This is a genomic window from Rufibacter soli, assembly GCF_054781795.1.
The window spans coordinates 1,164,908-1,181,818 of the sequence record NZ_BAAGTS010000002.1; the positions used below are offsets into that span (position 1 = coordinate 1,164,908).

A 16,911-nucleotide genomic window follows, 5' to 3' on the forward strand; every position below is an offset into this window, starting at 1 on the left:
TGGTTATCAAATTAATCTGGGTAAATAAAACAAACCTTATAAATCATTAGGTTAAGGAGCACATCAAAGCTTGTGCGTCGGAGGTTCCTATTTTCCCCGAGATGGCTTTTAGAAGGCCTTTATTAATCAGGAAATTTTGAAATGTTAAAAACCGAAAATCTGTCAACATGTTCGCAACACTACCGTACAAACAACATATCCTAATGAAAAACTTATAAAATAAATTTGAATAATTTTATTTTTAGAGCCTTTAAAGTTAACTGATATAGAGTTAGATAGGTTAGTGCGGTTTCTGCCTTTAACAGTTACTTGGTGATAGGATTGTCAATCCCCCCATTTATTCCCCCTCGGTTTTTTTGATTATTACCACTAGTAGTAGCCAGGTTGGCTTACTCAGGCAATAGTGGTATGCACTTTTGGCTCTAAAGAACGCGCTCAGTCTGGCCTAAAGCTGGATTCCTTTTCCTTTACTTACCCGGTCACGTGCAGGTAAGAAAGAATTTGGAGGCCTTGCTTCACGTCTTTCCTGGCGATGGGAAGAGATCGGCTGTCAGATTATTTCTGTCCTTCCATGTAAACACTTACCGTATGTAGCATTTCCTTCTCATATTATGGTTTGTCTTAACCACCAGTTTGCAGGGTTAGGATTTTCATCCTTTTCTCTCGCCAACACGCAAGTATCCATTCACTTTAGTTAAAAACCTTTTTATGAAAAATCATTACCCATGCAAAAGCATGACGGGGATCGTTATGCCTAATTTTTTCGCATCCTTTCTGGGCCGTATTACTTTTGCGGCTCTGGCTTCCTTATTTATGGCAGTAGGAGCTTATGCCCAAGTGGCACCGGTTAATCCACCTATAAATGGTTTCCATATTGATGGCGGGCTAAGGGCGAATACCCCAACCGTGAATGTGGGAGACTGGGTTTTTGGCACCCCTTTGGTACCTGGTACGGGAGGACGCGTGTTCAATAATGATGGTACTATCCTTGACGGGCTAAACGCAGACCTTAAAAGAGACCCTTATAACAGTGCAAGCGATATTATTTTTACGGAGGGCAGTAAATTTAATGCGAACCCTAATTCCTGGGCCTGGACTGCCAGCAGCGCCCCAGATAAGAATGATATTAACAATGCCATGTACCTGGTGACCAAAGGCACCAATAATGATGACTGGTTAATTGTAGGGGGCGACCGCTTGTCAACCAATGGTACTAGTTATATTGACATTGAGCTGTTCCAGAACACGGTTACCCGTAATACAAACAACAATGGGTTTACGTCTTTAGGAACAGATGGAGGTAGAACTGTAAATGACCTTGTCATCTCCATGGAATACAGCAATGGGGGAGGCAAGCCCAATGTAGCCATTTACAAATGGACCTCCATTGGCGGCAAATTTGGGTATCAGTTGATTCCAGGGTCCACAGTTATTTCTCCTGGGGTTACTTTAAATGATATTGCCTTTGCTGAAACCAACAGAACTGGTACTGAAAATGTGCCTTTTGAAGCGTTTGGGAGCACTACGTATAAGCAATTCGCGTTTGTGGAGGCGGCCATTAATATGACCAAGTTAATTGGAGCCTTAGGAGATCCATGTCTGGGTTTGAGCATTAAAACCGTTTTCATCAAAACCAAAGCCTCAGATTCTAACACAGCCGCCCTGAAGGACATGATTGAGCCTATACAGGTATCAATTTCATTTGGTTCTGCCACTATCGCGTATGCGGGTCCGTTTTGCAATACCGGATCAGCCACAGTCAATCAGACAGGGACAGGGGGAGGAACCTATTCTTACGTGCCTAAATCACCTACTCCAAATGGCAATACCCTCTCCATAAATTCAACCACTGGGCGAATAGATCTGGGGGCCAGCATGGCAGGTACATATACCGTTACCTATTCATTTAACACCAATGGCTGTGCCAAAACAGCCACGACTGATGTCACTATTAAGGCAAGTACTTCGCACACCAGCTACGCTACTGAATGTACCAGCTATACTTGGGCCCAGCCTTTAGGAAATGGTAACACCTATACGCAAACAGGAACCTACACCAACCAAACCACCAACGCAGATGGCTGTACCCATACTGAAACGCTGGATCTTACGATAACCGGCTCACCTTTAGGTACTAATACAAGCATGTCAGACTGCCCTACCACGGCGGGAGGAACCACGGCGGTATTTGACCTCACTACCAAGGATGCCACCGTGACTGGCGGGGCGGCCGGGGTAACCGTTGAAGGGTGGTATACAGGATACAACAGCTCCACCAAGGTATTCTCCGGCCTTATTTCCTCGCCTTCCACCTACTCTTCTGGCTCCGGAACCGTGTATGCTAAGCTAGCGAAAGGTACCTGTTATGGTGTAGCCAGTAATGCCCTTACAGTTAATCCTTCTCCCGTTAAACCGTCTGTCACCTATAATGCCCCGGCTTGCGATGAGGTAGTTTTCAGTGTGACCGTTAACTCCCCAACCGAAGGTGCCGTTTATAAAATTACCGACAAGGATGGCCAGAATGCGGAAACCATAACGGCGGAAAGTGGCAAGGCGGTCATCTTTACGGGGAGAGCGGCAGGGTCTGGCTATATTGTCAATGCTAAAATAGGCAACTGTGAATCTGATGCAGAGGTCTGCGGGGTGTCTTCCCTTAAATTGGCACCTGCTGAGAAAACCCTTCAAACGGAGAAAATAAGGACTGAGGAAAAAACCGTGGCGTATCCTGTTCCTTTCCATGACAAGGCAACTATTGAATTTACCGCAGAGCAAAGCGGTAAGTATGTGATCAACCTGTATGACATGAACGGGGAACTGGTGCGCCAGGTAAAAGCTGGAAATGCCAAGGCCGGTGAGAGAAACGTAGTGGAGTTAGATGGAAATGATCTATCTGATGGCATGTACGTGGCCAGAATCTTAAGTAGCTCTGGTAAGAAAACAGTGAAGCTGTTAAAACGGAGATAGCATTTAAAGTCTGCTGAACACAGATGCCGCCGGAGAGTTGCTCTCCGGCGGCATCTATGTTTATAGCCTACTGCGACTTTTTAGCTTTGCCCTTAATCCTTTAATAAGATTATAGTGCACAATGACTTACATTGGATGGGGCGGTAATTTATTGCCGCTTTTCTTAATCTAGACGGATTATATGCTACCCTAGTATTGTATTTTTAAATCATGGTATTGTTAAGTGTTAAAGTGTAACTATGGTAATAAGTGTTTATGATCCCTTGGCCAGATTTAACATTTAGATGCTTGTCTTATAGGATGAGTAAAGAAATGAAGGCGTGGTATTATCTAGTTTTTTAGTAAAAAATGAAAAAAAAATATTACCCATTTGGTTTATGTTAAGTAATTATATAATATTGTTGCATTGAAGGTGCTGAAAGTAGTAAGGTTATAAATGCCAGACGTTATTTTAGTAAGTACTTGATTTAATTCCTCCCCCTATCTTTTTTTCTTTGCTTTGAGTTTTGGTTTTCTGAAATCTCATAGGATAAGAGTGTGCTTATTAAAGCAGATTTTCACTGTACCGCAAGAACTTTTGAATACTTAGGCCTATGGCTTTTAAGGCACATGATGTTGCGTCTTATTTAAGAGAATTTTGTCACATATCCATTTTAAAATTTTTATAAACCTTAAACCATTTCAAAAACAAACCTTTATGAAAACAAAAGTTACTACCCTTGTGATTGCCCTTATTGCTTTTTTCAGTGTTAACTCGGCTTTTGCCCAGAATGCACACCTTACCGATGTACTGGTAGACGGGTTAACTGTTACTGGTAAAGTGGCTGGCCTTGGCAAATTTTCAGGTACTGTTAATGTAAAGTATGTAGCCTCTGTACAGGTTACCAAAACCTGTGTAACTAAAGAGAATCCAGGAAATGGAGGGGAGAAAGTAGTGCCAGGTCAATCTAAAACGGAAACTATTGAAAACCTTGTAGTTGGTATGGTTCCTGGTAGAAACGGCCATGTTAATTTCTCCTTAACTTTAAATGACAATAATGTGAACGTAGAAGCAGATTGCCCTGGTAATTTGGTTCTTAAAGAATCTTCTGTTGTGCCAGGAACAACAAATGGCGTTTATTTCCAATTGGTTCCTAAAAATGGAGTAGCCGGAGAGTGGGTATTCATGCCTCTTCTCTAAGGGTAAATTTCCCGTTGAGGTGACATTCAATAAGAGCAGGGGAAGAAACCTTTCCTTGCTCTTATTTATTTTCTTTGCCCTATTCAAAGGGAAATTTCGTTTTAACAGAAGTAAAAATTATTTCTGATGCCGTAAAATCCATGCGGATTCTGTTTTTGGCCCTTCTGGGCTTTTTTTCTTTTTCGTTTACGTATGCTCAGGCCCAAAAGGCAGTGAAAGAACCGTCTATAAACGTGAGGGGTGTGGTGGTGGACGCTACTTCGCAAAAGCCATTGGGGTATGTGCTGGCGGCGGTGTTTGAGGGGAGCGATAAAGAACCTTTCAAAAGCGTTATAACCGACGGCAGCGGCTCCTTCCTTTTTTCAGGTTTATCTTCCAAAAAACATTATCGGTTACAATTATCCTACTTGGGGTATGAAACCAAAAGCCTTTTTCTTCCCCCGTCTGCTGAATCAGTTCTTGATGTAGGCAAGATCACATTAACTACTAGCACCACTTTCCTTCAGGAAGTACAGGTGGTTTCCCAAAGACAATTAATAGAGCAGGATCATGATAAGGTTACCTATCACGTGGAGGATGACCCAGACAGCCAGACCCTCTCGGCTTTGGAAATGCTCTTGAAAGTACCCCTGCTCTCTTTAGATGGAGAAGATTACCTTCAGCTCAATGGCAAGGAAAGCTACCAGGTGCTCATCAACGGCAAAACCTCCTCTCTGTTTGTGCAAAACCCAGGTGAGGTTTTCAAAACCATGCCCGCCAGTTCCATAAAAAGCATTGAAGTCATCACTAATCCCCCGGCCCGGTATGACGCTGAGGGTGTGGGCGGTATCATCAACATCATTACCCACGGGAAAGCAGTGAACGGTTACAACGGTTCCGGAAATGTGGGCGCATCATCCCCCCAGGGAATTACCGTTACCGGGTATTTGTCCGCGAAAAAAGGAAAGGTGGGGGTGTCTACCCATGTAGGAACCACTTCCTCCACAAGCCCGGTCTCCCGCAGCCAATTGCTAAGGCAGGACCATATCAGGAAAAGCAGGTTAGAGCAGGAAGGGGAAAACAACAGCCAGAACGTTTCTAGGTACCTGAGCACAGAGCTAAGCATGGAGGTCAGCCCTTATGACGTGTTCAAAGTAAGCTATAGAGGGAACGCGAACCTGGGAACAAATAAGTACGGTCAGCAGGTGAGTTTACGCAACCAGGCCAATGAGCTTTCTCAGGCATACTTTAATGCCAGTGCCGGTGAACAAGAAAGGCAAAGCACCGACCTGGGGGCCGACTACCAGCGGAGCTTCAAGAAGAACAGCCGGAAACAGTTGTCCTTCTCCTATAAGCTTAGCACCAGTAATAGCATAAGCTCCTCAGCCTTTGAAGTGCTTCCGCAGTTAGACTACCACAGTAGAAAAAGCCAGACTAGGAATCAAGGCCTTTCCCGTGAGCATACCTGGCAGGCAGATTATGTGCAGCCCATCAAAAAGCATTCTCTTGAAGTGGGGACTAAGTCTACCAGCATGTACAGCCAAAGTAATTATACGGTGCTGAACCAAATCCAGGAAACCGGTGACTTGGTGCAGGACCCAAGGCTGTCCAATAACTTTGATTACCGACTGCGGATCCTGGCCGGGTATTCCTCCTTCAGCTTAACCGGCAAAACCTGGGGCCTGCGGGTAGGAGGAAGGGTAGAGCAAACGGCTGTTGCGGCAGATTTCAGGTCTAACGCTACCCAAACCACCCAAGGGTACCTGAATGTGATCCCTACCCTTAATGTTTCGCACAACCTAAAGGGTGGCAGCAGCTTCAGGGCCAGCTACAGTCAACGGTTAGAGCGGCCAAGCCTGTATCAGCTGGACCCCTATGTGAACGTAACTGACCCCCGAAACATCAGCTTCGGGAACCCGGCGCTGGAGCCTGCCCTCAACCACGTGTTCAACCTGGGGTTTAATACCTATAAAAATAACACGTCTGTGAACACTAGCCTTTCCTATGATTTTACTGGAAACTCTATCCAGCGTTACACTACCCTAGGGGAAGACACGGTGGCGCGCAGTACCTTCGCCAACATTGGCCAGAGGCAAAGCTATTCCCTTACGGCAGGCCTGAATACCACTGTGCTTAAGAAATTAAATATTAGCTTGAACAATAGCTTGCAATACACCAGTATTACCAATGTGTTGCAAGGCAGCCAGCAAACCAATAAAGGCCTTGGCTTGAATGCCGCGAGTAACCTGAGTTACCGGGTGAGCAAAACGTGGCGGGTAAGCGGGCAGGTGAGCTATACCTCCCCGCAGATACTGTTGCAGGGCAAATCCATGGGGTTTATGTCTAATTCCCTTTCTGTGAACAAAGATTTGTTTAAAAAGCAGAACGGCAGTATCAACCTGCTGGTGCGCAACCCTTTCCAGAAATATCGTCAATACCTGACTGAGTTTAATGACCCTGCCTTCTACCAGCGGGTAGAATCGTTTTCAATGATCAGGCAATGGACTCTGGCCTTCAGTTACCGGTTCAATAAAGTGGTGGCCAACCCCGCTCTGCCAAAAGTGACCATTGAGTAATCCATAAACTGAAAAGGAAAAACATTTAAGGCGGTTGCTCATATTAGCCGGAAGCCGCGTTTTGTTTTAAGGCCGTTTTCAAGAAAACAGGCTCAAAACAGAAATGCCTACCCCAATAACCCCAGTAACTCTTGTTTGGTCATAGCCTTGAGAATGGCGCCATCGGTTTTTACCAGGTCTTTCACCAATTCTTTTTTAGTAGCCTGCAGCTTCATGATTTTTTCCTCAACGGTATTAGGGCAGATGAGTCGCACGGCCACCACGTTCTTTTCCTGCCCAATGCGGTAGGTGCGGTCAATGGCCTGGTTTTCGGTGGCCGGGTTCCACCAGGGGTCCACCAGGTACACGTAGTCGGCGCGGGTGAGGTTGAGGCCGGTGCCACCTGCCTTGAGGCTGATCAAAAATACCCGCACGTCTTCCTGCTCCTGGAACTTAGCCACCGCGGCGGCCCTGTTCTTTGTCTGGCCAGTCAGGAGCGAGAACTTGATGCCTCGGGCGATTAGCTCTTTCTGGATGAGCGCTAACATAGACACGAACTGCGAGAACACCAGTATTTTATGGTGGGGTGCCTTGCTTTCAATCTGTTCCAGCAACACGTCCAGCTTGGCAGAGTCACTACTACCTGATGTGGCTTCATGTTCGGGTAAAAGCGCCGGGGAATTGCAGATTTGGCGCAGCTTGGTAAGGCCCCGCAAGACATGCATGCCGTTTCTGGGTATTTCCTCCTCGGCCTGGGCCGATATATATTCCCGGACCTCCCGTTCATGGATGGCATAAACCTCACGCTGCTCTTTTTCCATCTCGCAGTACAAGACCATCTCGGTTTTTTCTGGCAGCTCCTTAGCCACCTGTTCCTTGGTCCTTCTTAACAGAAACGGACTGATCTTGCGTTGTAGCTCGGTGGCCCGCTTGCTGCTCTTGAATTGGTCAATGGGTTTGGCGTAATGGTCTCTGAAATACCGTTTGTTGCCCAGTAGGCCAGGGCAGGCGAATGAGAGTTGCCCATATAAGTCATAGGTGCTGTTCTCCAGGGGCGTGCCTGTGAGCACCACCCGGTTACGGGCCTGCAGCAGGCGCACCGCTCTATACCGCTGCGACTCTGGGTTCTTAATAGCCTGCGACTCATCCAGAATCACGTACTGGAACGTGTAATTTCTTAGAAGCGCAATGTCAGATAAAAGCGTACCGTAAGAGGTGAGTACCAAGTCATAGCTGTCCAATTCTTTAAGAGTCTTGATGCGGCTAGTGCCATAGAGGGTCATGACGCGGAGCGACGGGGCAAACCGGGCGATTTCCTCCTGCCAATTGAATAGGAGGGAAGTAGGCACCACCACCAGATTAGCCGCAGAAACACCTTTGCTTTTGAGGGACAACAGAAATGCCAGGACCTGTAGGGTCTTGCCCAGGCCCATGTCATCTGCCAGGCAGCCCCCAAAGTTGAACTGGTCCAGGAAATGCAGCCAGTTCAGGCCCTGGCGTTGATAAGGCCGAAGCGTGGCATTAAGGTCAAGGGGCACTTCTACTTCTTCAATGGCCTCAAACCTGGAAAGTTTCTTCCGGTAAAGCGCCAATTCCTCCCGTACTTCCTGGCTAAGAACCTCCGTTTCATAAAGGTCCTCAATGCTGGCGAAGTTCATCTTGGGGGTGCGTAGGCGTTCGCCAACCACCTCAGCGGTTTCAAAGAAGGACTTTAGTTTGTCTAGCCACTCTTGCGGCAGAATGCCCTGGGTGCCGTCATCTAGGGTAACAAAGCGGGTCTTGTGCCGAAGGGCTTTGTGCAGGTGCCTTAAAGATGCTTTCTGTGCCCCGAAGGAAACCTCAAGGGAGGTGTCAAACCAATTGATGCCACTGGTGACCAAGATTTTAACGGTGGCTTTGTGCGGGTTGAGGTTCTGCTGTTTCAGGTCTTTGAAACCCAACAAGGTGATGTCCTGTTGGCGCCAGGTATCAAAGGCCTCCAGAAACCAGTCATGGGCCAAAAACCGGTCGCGGTGCAGGTAAAAGCAGTCCAGATGCAGCTGTTCTTTGAAAAAGGGATGCTGCTTCAATATCTCAGCGGTGAACTGCAATTCTGCTTCCTGGTCGCGGGCTACAATAAAGGGTTTGCCCTGCGCATCAGTGGCGTGTATCTGTTTTTTAGATAAGATTGGCACTTCCACGTGCCCATACCGCATCACGGGTGTCAGTAAGATATAATCTTCAGACTCAGAAAGGTAAAGCAGCCGCTCGGTATGCTCGGCAAACCCCTGCTCCTGGAGCTGCCGGGCGGTGGCAGGCTTCAGGAAGGAATAGGAGATCTTAATCCTGGCTTCCAGATTGGCCAGAATGTTCTGCCGGAACTCCTCAAACTTAGACTCGTGTACCAGTACCTGGTGCCCCCGTTTCTGGAAGAAATCTATGACCCGGCGCAAGTCTGGGTTATGAAGCAGATACAAGTGGTCCTGAACCTGCAGGAAATGGCCATACTTCAGTTGCAGGTGCCGCAGCAGAAAGGTTTGGTCTTCTATGTGCAACTGGGCGTGTACGGCGTAAAATTTATCTTGGTAGTCTACCTCCAGCACCAGTTCCAGGTTGGTCTTTTTCAACTGTACCGGCACCACCGAACTGGCCGTAATGTTTGGGGAGACTTCGGTGTTATGCTGGTACACAGACAGTTGGAAGGGGTTCTGCACCAAGGCTTTCAAAGCTTCCAGGTCTGCCTCTGTGGGTTCTGCGTTGTAGTTGTTCTGGAATCTAGCTAGTGCCGTGTAGAATTTCAACTCACTGGGTTGGTCTGTCTGCCAGATAAAATCCAGGGGATTTAAGGCTTTAAGCGGATTCTTGACCTTTCCTGCCTGGGTGGTGGTGGCCTCCAGCAATTCAACGGTAAGGTGCCGGTAGTATTTATGTTCGCCCAGCACCACTATTCTAACGGTGTTGGGGGTGGCCTCGCCACCGTTCCTCCGGAAAGGCAGTCTTTGAGGGGCTATCAGTTTCTCCTGTAACAGGGCCTGCGACTCTGGCGTGATGGGCAATAACTCTGGGTTGCGGGGCGATATCTGCAAGCCTTTGTTCTGGTAGGCCAAGGTGAAATACTGGTCAAGGTTATCTTCCTGGGCCAGGCCATACGTTGCCGCTACCGGCATTATCTTTTCCTTTCGTAAGCCAGCATCAAAAAAGACCCGAAGTTCCGGACGGTTCAGCAAGGTCTGCAATACTTGGGCCTGGTGTTCGCACAAACCTTTTTTAGGGATGGGGCAACCGCAGGCCAGCACTAAGCCCTCTGGCTGCTGCACTACCGTTACCTCAGGAAACCGGCCAAACGGCGAGATGCCCGAAATGGTAGCCTTGTTAAGTTCTATGTGGGAGGGTTGCAGGGCAAAACCAGAAGTGCCGGCCGCCATGGCCTCGGCCGAGGAATGCCGCGCAATAATGGCATATGTGAGCGAAGAAACGGTAACACCGGCCAGGAGATAATGCGTTGCGTGGGGTATTGTCTTGGCCTTTGGTCCTTCTTGCTCCGGCATATTGCTGTCTGGTTACTGGAAAATAAAGGTACGCAGAATCTTTGGGCGGGTAAGCTAGAAGGAAAACACTAGAAAATAGATAATAAAGGTAGTCTCTAGGCTTTTATTGGAAGTACTAGTCTACCTTCTTCTTTGGTTTACAGGTTGATATCTCCTATATATGGTTTATAGAGTCCTTCTTTGCTCCCCCACTATTTCTAAATTTTTACTATCTTTAAGATTGTACCATGAACAGAAGCACCCAAAACTTCTGACACCATTTCTCAAGTTTAAATGAATAACAACATAAAATCCCAAGCCAAGAAACCCAGTATGCTGGTGATGCTGGCGCTAGTGGGCTGTACCTCCTCTCAGCCACAGCAGAGTAACACTAATACCACAAGTTCGCAAGCCACCGAAGCAATGGAAACCAAAGACGTTGACAATACCGCCTTGCCAGTCAACACCCTGTTAAAGGAATGGACAGGCCCTTATGGCGGTGTACCAGCTTTTGACAAGATGAGCCTCACAGACCTGGCCCCGGCCATGGAAGTGGGCATGAAAATGCACCTGGCAGACATTGACGCCATTACCAGCAACCCGGCCGCGCCTACCTTTGAGAACACCATTGTGCCTTATGAAAAAGCCGGCGAGCCTTTGAGCAGGGCCTTTACGTATTATGGCATCTGGGGAAGTAACCTGTCTACCCCTGAGTTCAGGAAGATACAAGGCGAACTGGCGCCTAAGATCTCAGACTTCCGGTCTAAGATCTCGCAAAACAAGGCCTTGTTTGACCGCATTAAAGTGGTGTATGACAACTCGCAGAAGACACCATTGCCCTCTGATCAGCAGCGCGTGGTGCAGTTGATCTATGAAGAATTCGCTATGGAAGGCGCTGGTCTGGACGCTGCCGCCAAAGAGCGGTACGCCGCCATCAACAAAGAGCTGTCTACCCTGTACACTACCTATGGGAACAACGTGCTAGCCGATGAGGAAAAGTACGTGACCTACATTACCAAAGACCAGTTGGGTGGCCTGCCCGAATCCTTTGTGAAGGCCGCCGCCAAGGCTGCCACAGACAATGGCAAGTCGGGTATGTATGCCATCACCAACACCCGTTCCAGCATGGACCAGTTCCTGACTTACTCAGACAACCGGGCCCTACGTGAGAAAGTCTGGAACACCTATTACTCCCGTGGCGACAACGGTGATGCCAATGACAACAACCAAAACATCACCAAGATCCTGCAACTCAGAGATGAGCGCGTAAAACTGCTGGGTTATGATACCTACGCCGACTGGCGCCTGCAGAACCGCATGGCCAAGAACCCGCAGAACGCCATGAACCTGATGAACGCCGTTTGGCCGGCTGCGCTGGCCCGGGTGTCACAGGAAGTGAAAGACATGCAGGCCGTGGCCAATGCCAGCGGGGCCAAAATCACCATTGCCCCCTGGGACTACCGCTACTACGCTGAGAAAGTGCGCAAGAAAAAGTATGACCTGGACTCAGATGAAGTGAAGCAGTACCTGGAACTGGGCAACCTTACGCAGGCTATTTTCTTTACGGCCGGAGAACTGTTCAACTTTAACTTCAAACCGGTACCCGAAGGCTCTGTGCCCGTGTACCACCCAGACGTGAAAGTGTGGGAAGTAACCGATAAAACCACCGGCGCGCATGTTGGGTTGTGGTACCTTGACCCTTTCGCCCGTCAAGGCAAACGGTCTGGGGCCTGGGCCTCGCAGTACCGCAGCTTCTCTACCTTTGACGGTAAGAAAACCGTACTTGCGTCTAACAATTCCAACTTCATTAAGCCCGCCCCAGGCGAGCCCGTACTGGTGTCCTGGGATGATGCCACCACGTTTTTCCATGAGTTTGGCCACGCGCTGCACTTCCTTTCATCAAACGTAAAGTACCCTACGCTCAACAGCGGCGTGCGTGACTATACAGAATTCCAGAGTCAGTTGCTGGAGCGGTGGTTGTCTACAGATAAAGTGATTAACCAGTTCCTGAAGCACCATAAAACCGGCAAGGTAATGCCCCCTGAACTGGTCGCCAAGATTAAGAAAGCCGCTACCTTCAATCAAGGCTTTGAAACCACAGAGTTCCTGGCCTCGGCACTGATGGATATGAAATTCCATACTGTGAAAGACCCAACCGGCCTGGACCCAGACAAGTTTGAGCGAGAGACGCTGGCAGCGTTAAAAATGCCTAAGGAGATTGTAATGCGTCACCGGTCGCCGCACTTCACCCACGTATTCTCTGGGGAAGGCTACGCCACAGGCTACTACGGGTACCTGTGGGCCGATGTACTTACCGCAGACGCCGCTGAGGCCTTTGAGGAAGCTCCCGGTGGATTCTATGACAAGGCAGTGGCCGCCAAACTAGTGAAGTATCTATTCGCGCCGCGCAACTCTATGGACCCCGCTGAGGCCTATCGCCTGTTCAGAGGCCGTGACGCTAAAATTGATGCCCTCATGCGCGACCGCGGCTTCCCGGTACCTGCCCAGAAGTCCCCTAAGGCAAAGAAATAAGCAGTAGTTAGACCTTCTGTTGATTATCAAAATCCCGTTTTGGGCCTGTTTTTCAGAAACTAGGCCCAAAACAGGATTTTTCTTTTGCCCCATGTCTTAATCTCTCAGGAAACAATTAATCAAGTTCCCAGTTCATTCATTCCCCACTCATTCACTCCATCACTCAATCACTCATTCACTCATTAACCAACCGCAGGCTCTCTGAGTTGATGCAAAAGCGCAGGCCATGCGGCGCTGGCCCATCCTGGAAAACATGGCCAAGATGTCCACCGCAGACGTTGCATTGAACTTCAATCCGGTGCATGTGGTGGCTGTCGTCAAACAGGAAGCGAAGGGCGCTTTTAGTAAGGGGCTGGGTGAAGCTTGGCCAACCTGAGATGGCGTGGTATTTTTCCTGGGAAGAGAATAAGGCCTCGCCACAACCTGCGCAAGCATAGGTACCCGGGGCATAAGACCGGCAATAAAGGTTGCGGTAGGGCGGCTCTGTTCCTTTCTCCCGAAGCACGTGATACTGGGCCGGGCTAAGCAGATTCCGCCACTCGGCGTCAGTTTTTTCCACGGTTAAGGGAGGCTCTGGGTTGCTGTATTTGGCATATTTAAGCACGTCAATCCACCGGAGCATAGGCATTTGAATAAGAAGGTTGTTTGTTTCCTCCCGCTGATATGGACCAGTTAAAATCTGTTTTGAGGGTGTTTTTCTGAAAACAGGCTTAAAACAGATTTCCTCTGGTTGGTCAATACAGGACCGTTAATGTACCAGCGCGAGGGTTATCCCGTATGTAGGGCTAAAAACACAGGGCTTGGAGCAGTGCAAGCTACGCTTGCTTTGGGCCGGTCCTGTCAATACCATACCTGTTTTACATGAGATTAGCTTTTACGTTTGTTTTAATTATTTCCCTGGCTTTTGGAGCCCAGGCGCAAATCATTACGGCGCCAGAAACCATCAAGCCCGGCATAGGTACCCGGGAGCAACAGCTAGATAAAATAAAATCGCGCAAAAATCGTCTCTTCACTGATTCTTTGGGCGGAAGCGAGCCCGCCAATGCCGTTCTGCTGGATACCACTTTGTTTAATAAATACGGAGATTTGCTGCATGATGACCCGGTGTACAATCCTCGGCAGCCCCTCTGGAAACCCGCGGCACAGGTAGTTGGCATCAATGCCGTGGTTATGGGCTTTAACCGGTACGTGGCCAAAGCAGATTACGGCTATGTTACCCTTGATACCTGGAAAAGGAACCTGAAATCTTCGCCTGAGTGGGACACCGATGAGTTTGGCATCAACTTTATTGGCCATCCGTACCAGGGCACGCTGTATTTTAATGCCGCCCGATCCCAGGGCTATTCTTACTGGCAATCATTGCCGTTTGCGGTGGGTGGCAGCCTTACCTGGGAGTACTTCGGGGAAAACACCCGGCCCTCTTACAATGATATGATCTACACGCCCTTAAACGGGGCCGCTTTAGGGGAAATCCTCTACCGGGTAAGCTCTAACATTCTGGATGACCGTACCACTGGCCGTGAAAGGGCCGTGCGCGAAATAGCTGCTGGTCTGGTGAACCCGGTGCGGGGCCTGAACCGGTTGTTGCAGGGCAAAACCTTTCAGGTGACCAACAAAGAGGTGTATGAGAAAGAACCCATTAACATTACGCTGTTTGCCGGGGTGCACCGGCAGAACACCAGGCAAGATGATATCTTTGGGGCAGGGACTAGCAACGTGATGCTCAACGTGCAACTGGACTACGGAAATCCCTTTGAGTTGCAGAAGCGCAAGCCTTTTGACTTGTTCAGGTTACGCGCCGAGTTGAGTGAAAGCAAGCAAGACACCGTTTCTGGTATCATAAATAACATTACCGGGTATGGCATTCTCCTGGGGCGCAACTCCCAGATTGGCAAACTGGACCTACTTACCGGCTTTTTCCAGTATTATGATTACTGGAATACCCGCAACTTTGACCTTGGCGCACTGGGGTTTGGGGGTGGTCTCTTTACCCGGTACCCACTGTCTAAGCAAGTGAATTTATACACCAACGCGCACCTGGGCGTCATACCGTTGGCCGGCAACAGCACACGTTTTGCCCCCAATCAAAACGGCCTCCGGGATTATGTATACGCTACGGGTTTGCACGGTAAACTGGAAACAACTCTTAGCCTGGGCAAGTACGCCTCGGCGGCCTTTGTCTATTACCACTACTGGCTCAAGTCTTTTGAGGGACTGGCAGGAAGCAATTCGGTGGGCATTGTGCGGCCCCGCCTTACCGTAAACCTGTTCAGGAATGTAAGCCTGGGCTATGAGCATTTTGGGTATACCACCAACCGCCGCCTGGAAGCTTTCCCCACGCAACGGTCCACTATCACAGACCAGAAAATCTTCCTGCAGCTTTTCCTCCAAGACCCTCAACGGAAGGGGAGGTATAATTAGAAAGCCTGAAAGGCTTCAAGTCCTGAGTTCTGAGTCTGGAGTTCTGAGTCTGCACAATAGTAAAACCCGTTTTGAGCCTGTTTTCTGAAAAACGTGCCTAAAACGGGGGTTTACTATTTTGGGCTAATTTTTCATGGGCTACTAGTAAGAAAGGCACGGAAGTAAATCCGCGCTATAGTTGGGCAGAATAAGTAGAAGTACGTTTTGAGCCTGTTTTCCGGAAAACAGGCCCAAAATGGCTTTCTCTTCTCATTCTGACTCCTCCTCTTCTGTCATCCTGAAAGGACCTTGTGGGCGAACTAGAAAAGCGCTGTAGCAAATGCTATTACCGTTCGCTCACAAGATCCTCCCAGGATGACAGAAAAAAGAAGAAGATTATTTCCACTTCTCTTACAAATCTACTAGTTCATTGCGTTGCGGGATATGGCAGTCCCAACCCAGGTGTTCTTTGATTTTTTCTTTCATGGTTTGGGCGGCGGCTGGTTCTCCATGCACCAGGAAAACCTTTTTGGGTGGGGTTTTTAGATCACTAAGCCAGTCCAGGAGTTCTTTCTGGTCGGCGTGCCCGGAGAGGCCTTCCAGGCTGAGCACCTCTGCCTTAACTGCATAGGTCTTCCCGAAGATCTTAAGTTCAGGCGCCCCTTGCTCAAGTTGCCAGCCCCGCGTTCCTTCGGCCTGGTAACCGGCCAGCAGAATGGTAGTGGTGGGGTTATCCAGGTATTTGGTGAGGTAAGTGAGAATACGGCCGCCAGTAAGCATGCCACTGCCGGCAATCACAATCTTGGGCCCTTTGCGGTCAATGATTTCCCAGGTTTCGCGGTAAGAAGTCACAATCCTGAACTGGGCAAACATCTCCAGACATTCCTCGGCAGAAAGCTTGTGCCAGGCCAGCGATTGGTAGAAAACTTTGAGGGTGTCTGCGCCCATGGGCGTGTCCAGGATAATGGGCTGTTCTGGGATAGCACCTTCCAGCTTTAATTGCCAAAGCAGGTACATCAGCGACTGGGCCCGTTCAACGGCAAAACTAGGAATGAGCAAAGTGCCGTTTCTGCTATGGGTTTGGTTCACCACCTTTTTCAATAGGGTCTTGGTGTCTTCCTGGCGGTGCAGCCGGTCTCCGTAAGTAGTTTCCAGGAGCAGGACATCTGCTTGGTCAGGCTTCTCTGGGGCGTGCAGCAGTAAATCCTGGGGCCGACCAATGTCTCCGGAGAAAACCAGGCGTTGGTCCTCTACCTCCAGCTCAATAAACGTGGCCCCCAGCAGGTGACCATTGTACCGGAACCGGCAACGCACTTTCTCCGCAATAGGAAGCCAGTGGTTAAGGGGTTTCATCCGGAATTGCCGCAGGATTTTTTCCACGTCTTTAAGGGTGTAGAGAGGCAAGGCGGGCCGATGCCTGGAGAATCCCTCCTCATTGGCCTGCCGGGCCTCTACCTCCTGTATTTTGGCGCTGTCTTTGAGAATAATCTCCGCAATATCCAGGGTAGGGTCGGTGCCCCAGACTTCGCCGCGGTAGCCTAGTTGCGCCAGTTTGGGCAGGTACCCCGTGTGGTCCAGGTGGCCGTGAGTGAGCAGAACCAGGCTGATGTCCTTGGGGTCAAAAGAGGGCCGTTCCCAGTTCAACTGCTGTACTTCCTTGAGGCCCTGGAAAAGACCGCAGTCAATCAGGACTTTCTGCCCTTTTACAGTAAGCAGGTACTTGGAGCCGGTTACTGTGCCGGCGGCCCCTAAAAATTGAAGAGAGAGATCTGAGTCCATGGTGGAAGAAGAAGTG

At 49.1% G+C, this 16,911-nt stretch carries 8 protein-coding genes; 5 read left to right on the forward strand and 3 right to left on the reverse strand.

The genetic code is table 11. From position 1 onward, the window contains the following. The first annotated feature begins 750 nt into the window (after positions 1-750). The 3 genes from ACYVJQ_RS06805 (at position 751) to ACYVJQ_RS06815 (ending at position 6,699) form a co-directional block, all read left to right on the forward strand. Positions 751-2,964 carry a T9SS type A sorting domain-containing protein gene (locus ACYVJQ_RS06805; RefSeq protein ID WP_460892319.1) on the forward strand — a complete coding sequence of 738 codons (2,214 nt, stop codon included), beginning with the start codon at positions 751-753 and terminating at the stop codon, positions 2,962-2,964. 697 nt (positions 2,965-3,661) lie between these two features. Beyond that, on the forward strand, positions 3,662-4,144 hold the full coding sequence (locus ACYVJQ_RS06810; protein WP_460892320.1) for a hypothetical protein: 483 nt from the start codon (positions 3,662-3,664) through the stop codon (positions 4,142-4,144). Positions 4,145-4,356: 212 nt separating this feature from the next. Next, positions 4,357-6,699, forward strand: coding sequence for a TonB-dependent receptor domain-containing protein (locus ACYVJQ_RS06815; RefSeq protein ID WP_460892321.1), 2,343 nt, complete (start codon positions 4,357-4,359; stop codon positions 6,697-6,699). Positions 6,700-6,806: 107 nt separating this feature from the next. Here ACYVJQ_RS06815 and ACYVJQ_RS06820 read toward each other — a convergent pair whose 3' ends face one another. After that, complete coding sequence (locus ACYVJQ_RS06820) at positions 6,807-10,205, reverse strand: DEAD/DEAH box helicase (RefSeq protein WP_460892322.1); 3,399 nt, start codon at positions 10,203-10,205, stop codon at positions 6,807-6,809. 273 nt (positions 10,206-10,478) lie between these two features. On the opposite strand from ACYVJQ_RS06820, the gene ACYVJQ_RS06825 reads away from it, so the two are divergent. Next, entirely contained in the window at positions 10,479-12,716 is a 2,238-nt protein-coding gene (locus ACYVJQ_RS06825) for a M3 family metallopeptidase (RefSeq protein WP_460892323.1), read from the forward strand. Between the two features lie 175 nt (positions 12,717-12,891). On the opposite strand, the gene msrB is transcribed toward ACYVJQ_RS06825, so the two are convergent. Then, positions 12,892-13,344, reverse strand: coding sequence for a peptide-methionine (R)-S-oxide reductase MsrB (msrB, locus tag ACYVJQ_RS06830; RefSeq protein WP_460892324.1), 453 nt, complete (start codon positions 13,342-13,344; stop codon positions 12,892-12,894). A 233-nt stretch (positions 13,345-13,577) separates the two neighbouring features. Between msrB and ACYVJQ_RS06835 the strand changes: the two genes are divergently transcribed. Further along, complete coding sequence (locus tag ACYVJQ_RS06835; RefSeq protein ID WP_460892325.1) at positions 13,578-15,137, forward strand: DUF3943 domain-containing protein; 1,560 nt, start codon at positions 13,578-13,580, stop codon at positions 15,135-15,137. A gap of 390 nt (positions 15,138-15,527) precedes the next feature. Here ACYVJQ_RS06835 and ACYVJQ_RS06840 read toward each other — a convergent pair whose 3' ends face one another. After that, entirely contained in the window at positions 15,528-16,895 is a 1,368-nt protein-coding gene (locus tag ACYVJQ_RS06840; RefSeq protein ID WP_460892326.1) for an MBL fold metallo-hydrolase RNA specificity domain-containing protein, read from the reverse strand. Positions 16,896-16,911 lie beyond the last annotated feature (16 nt).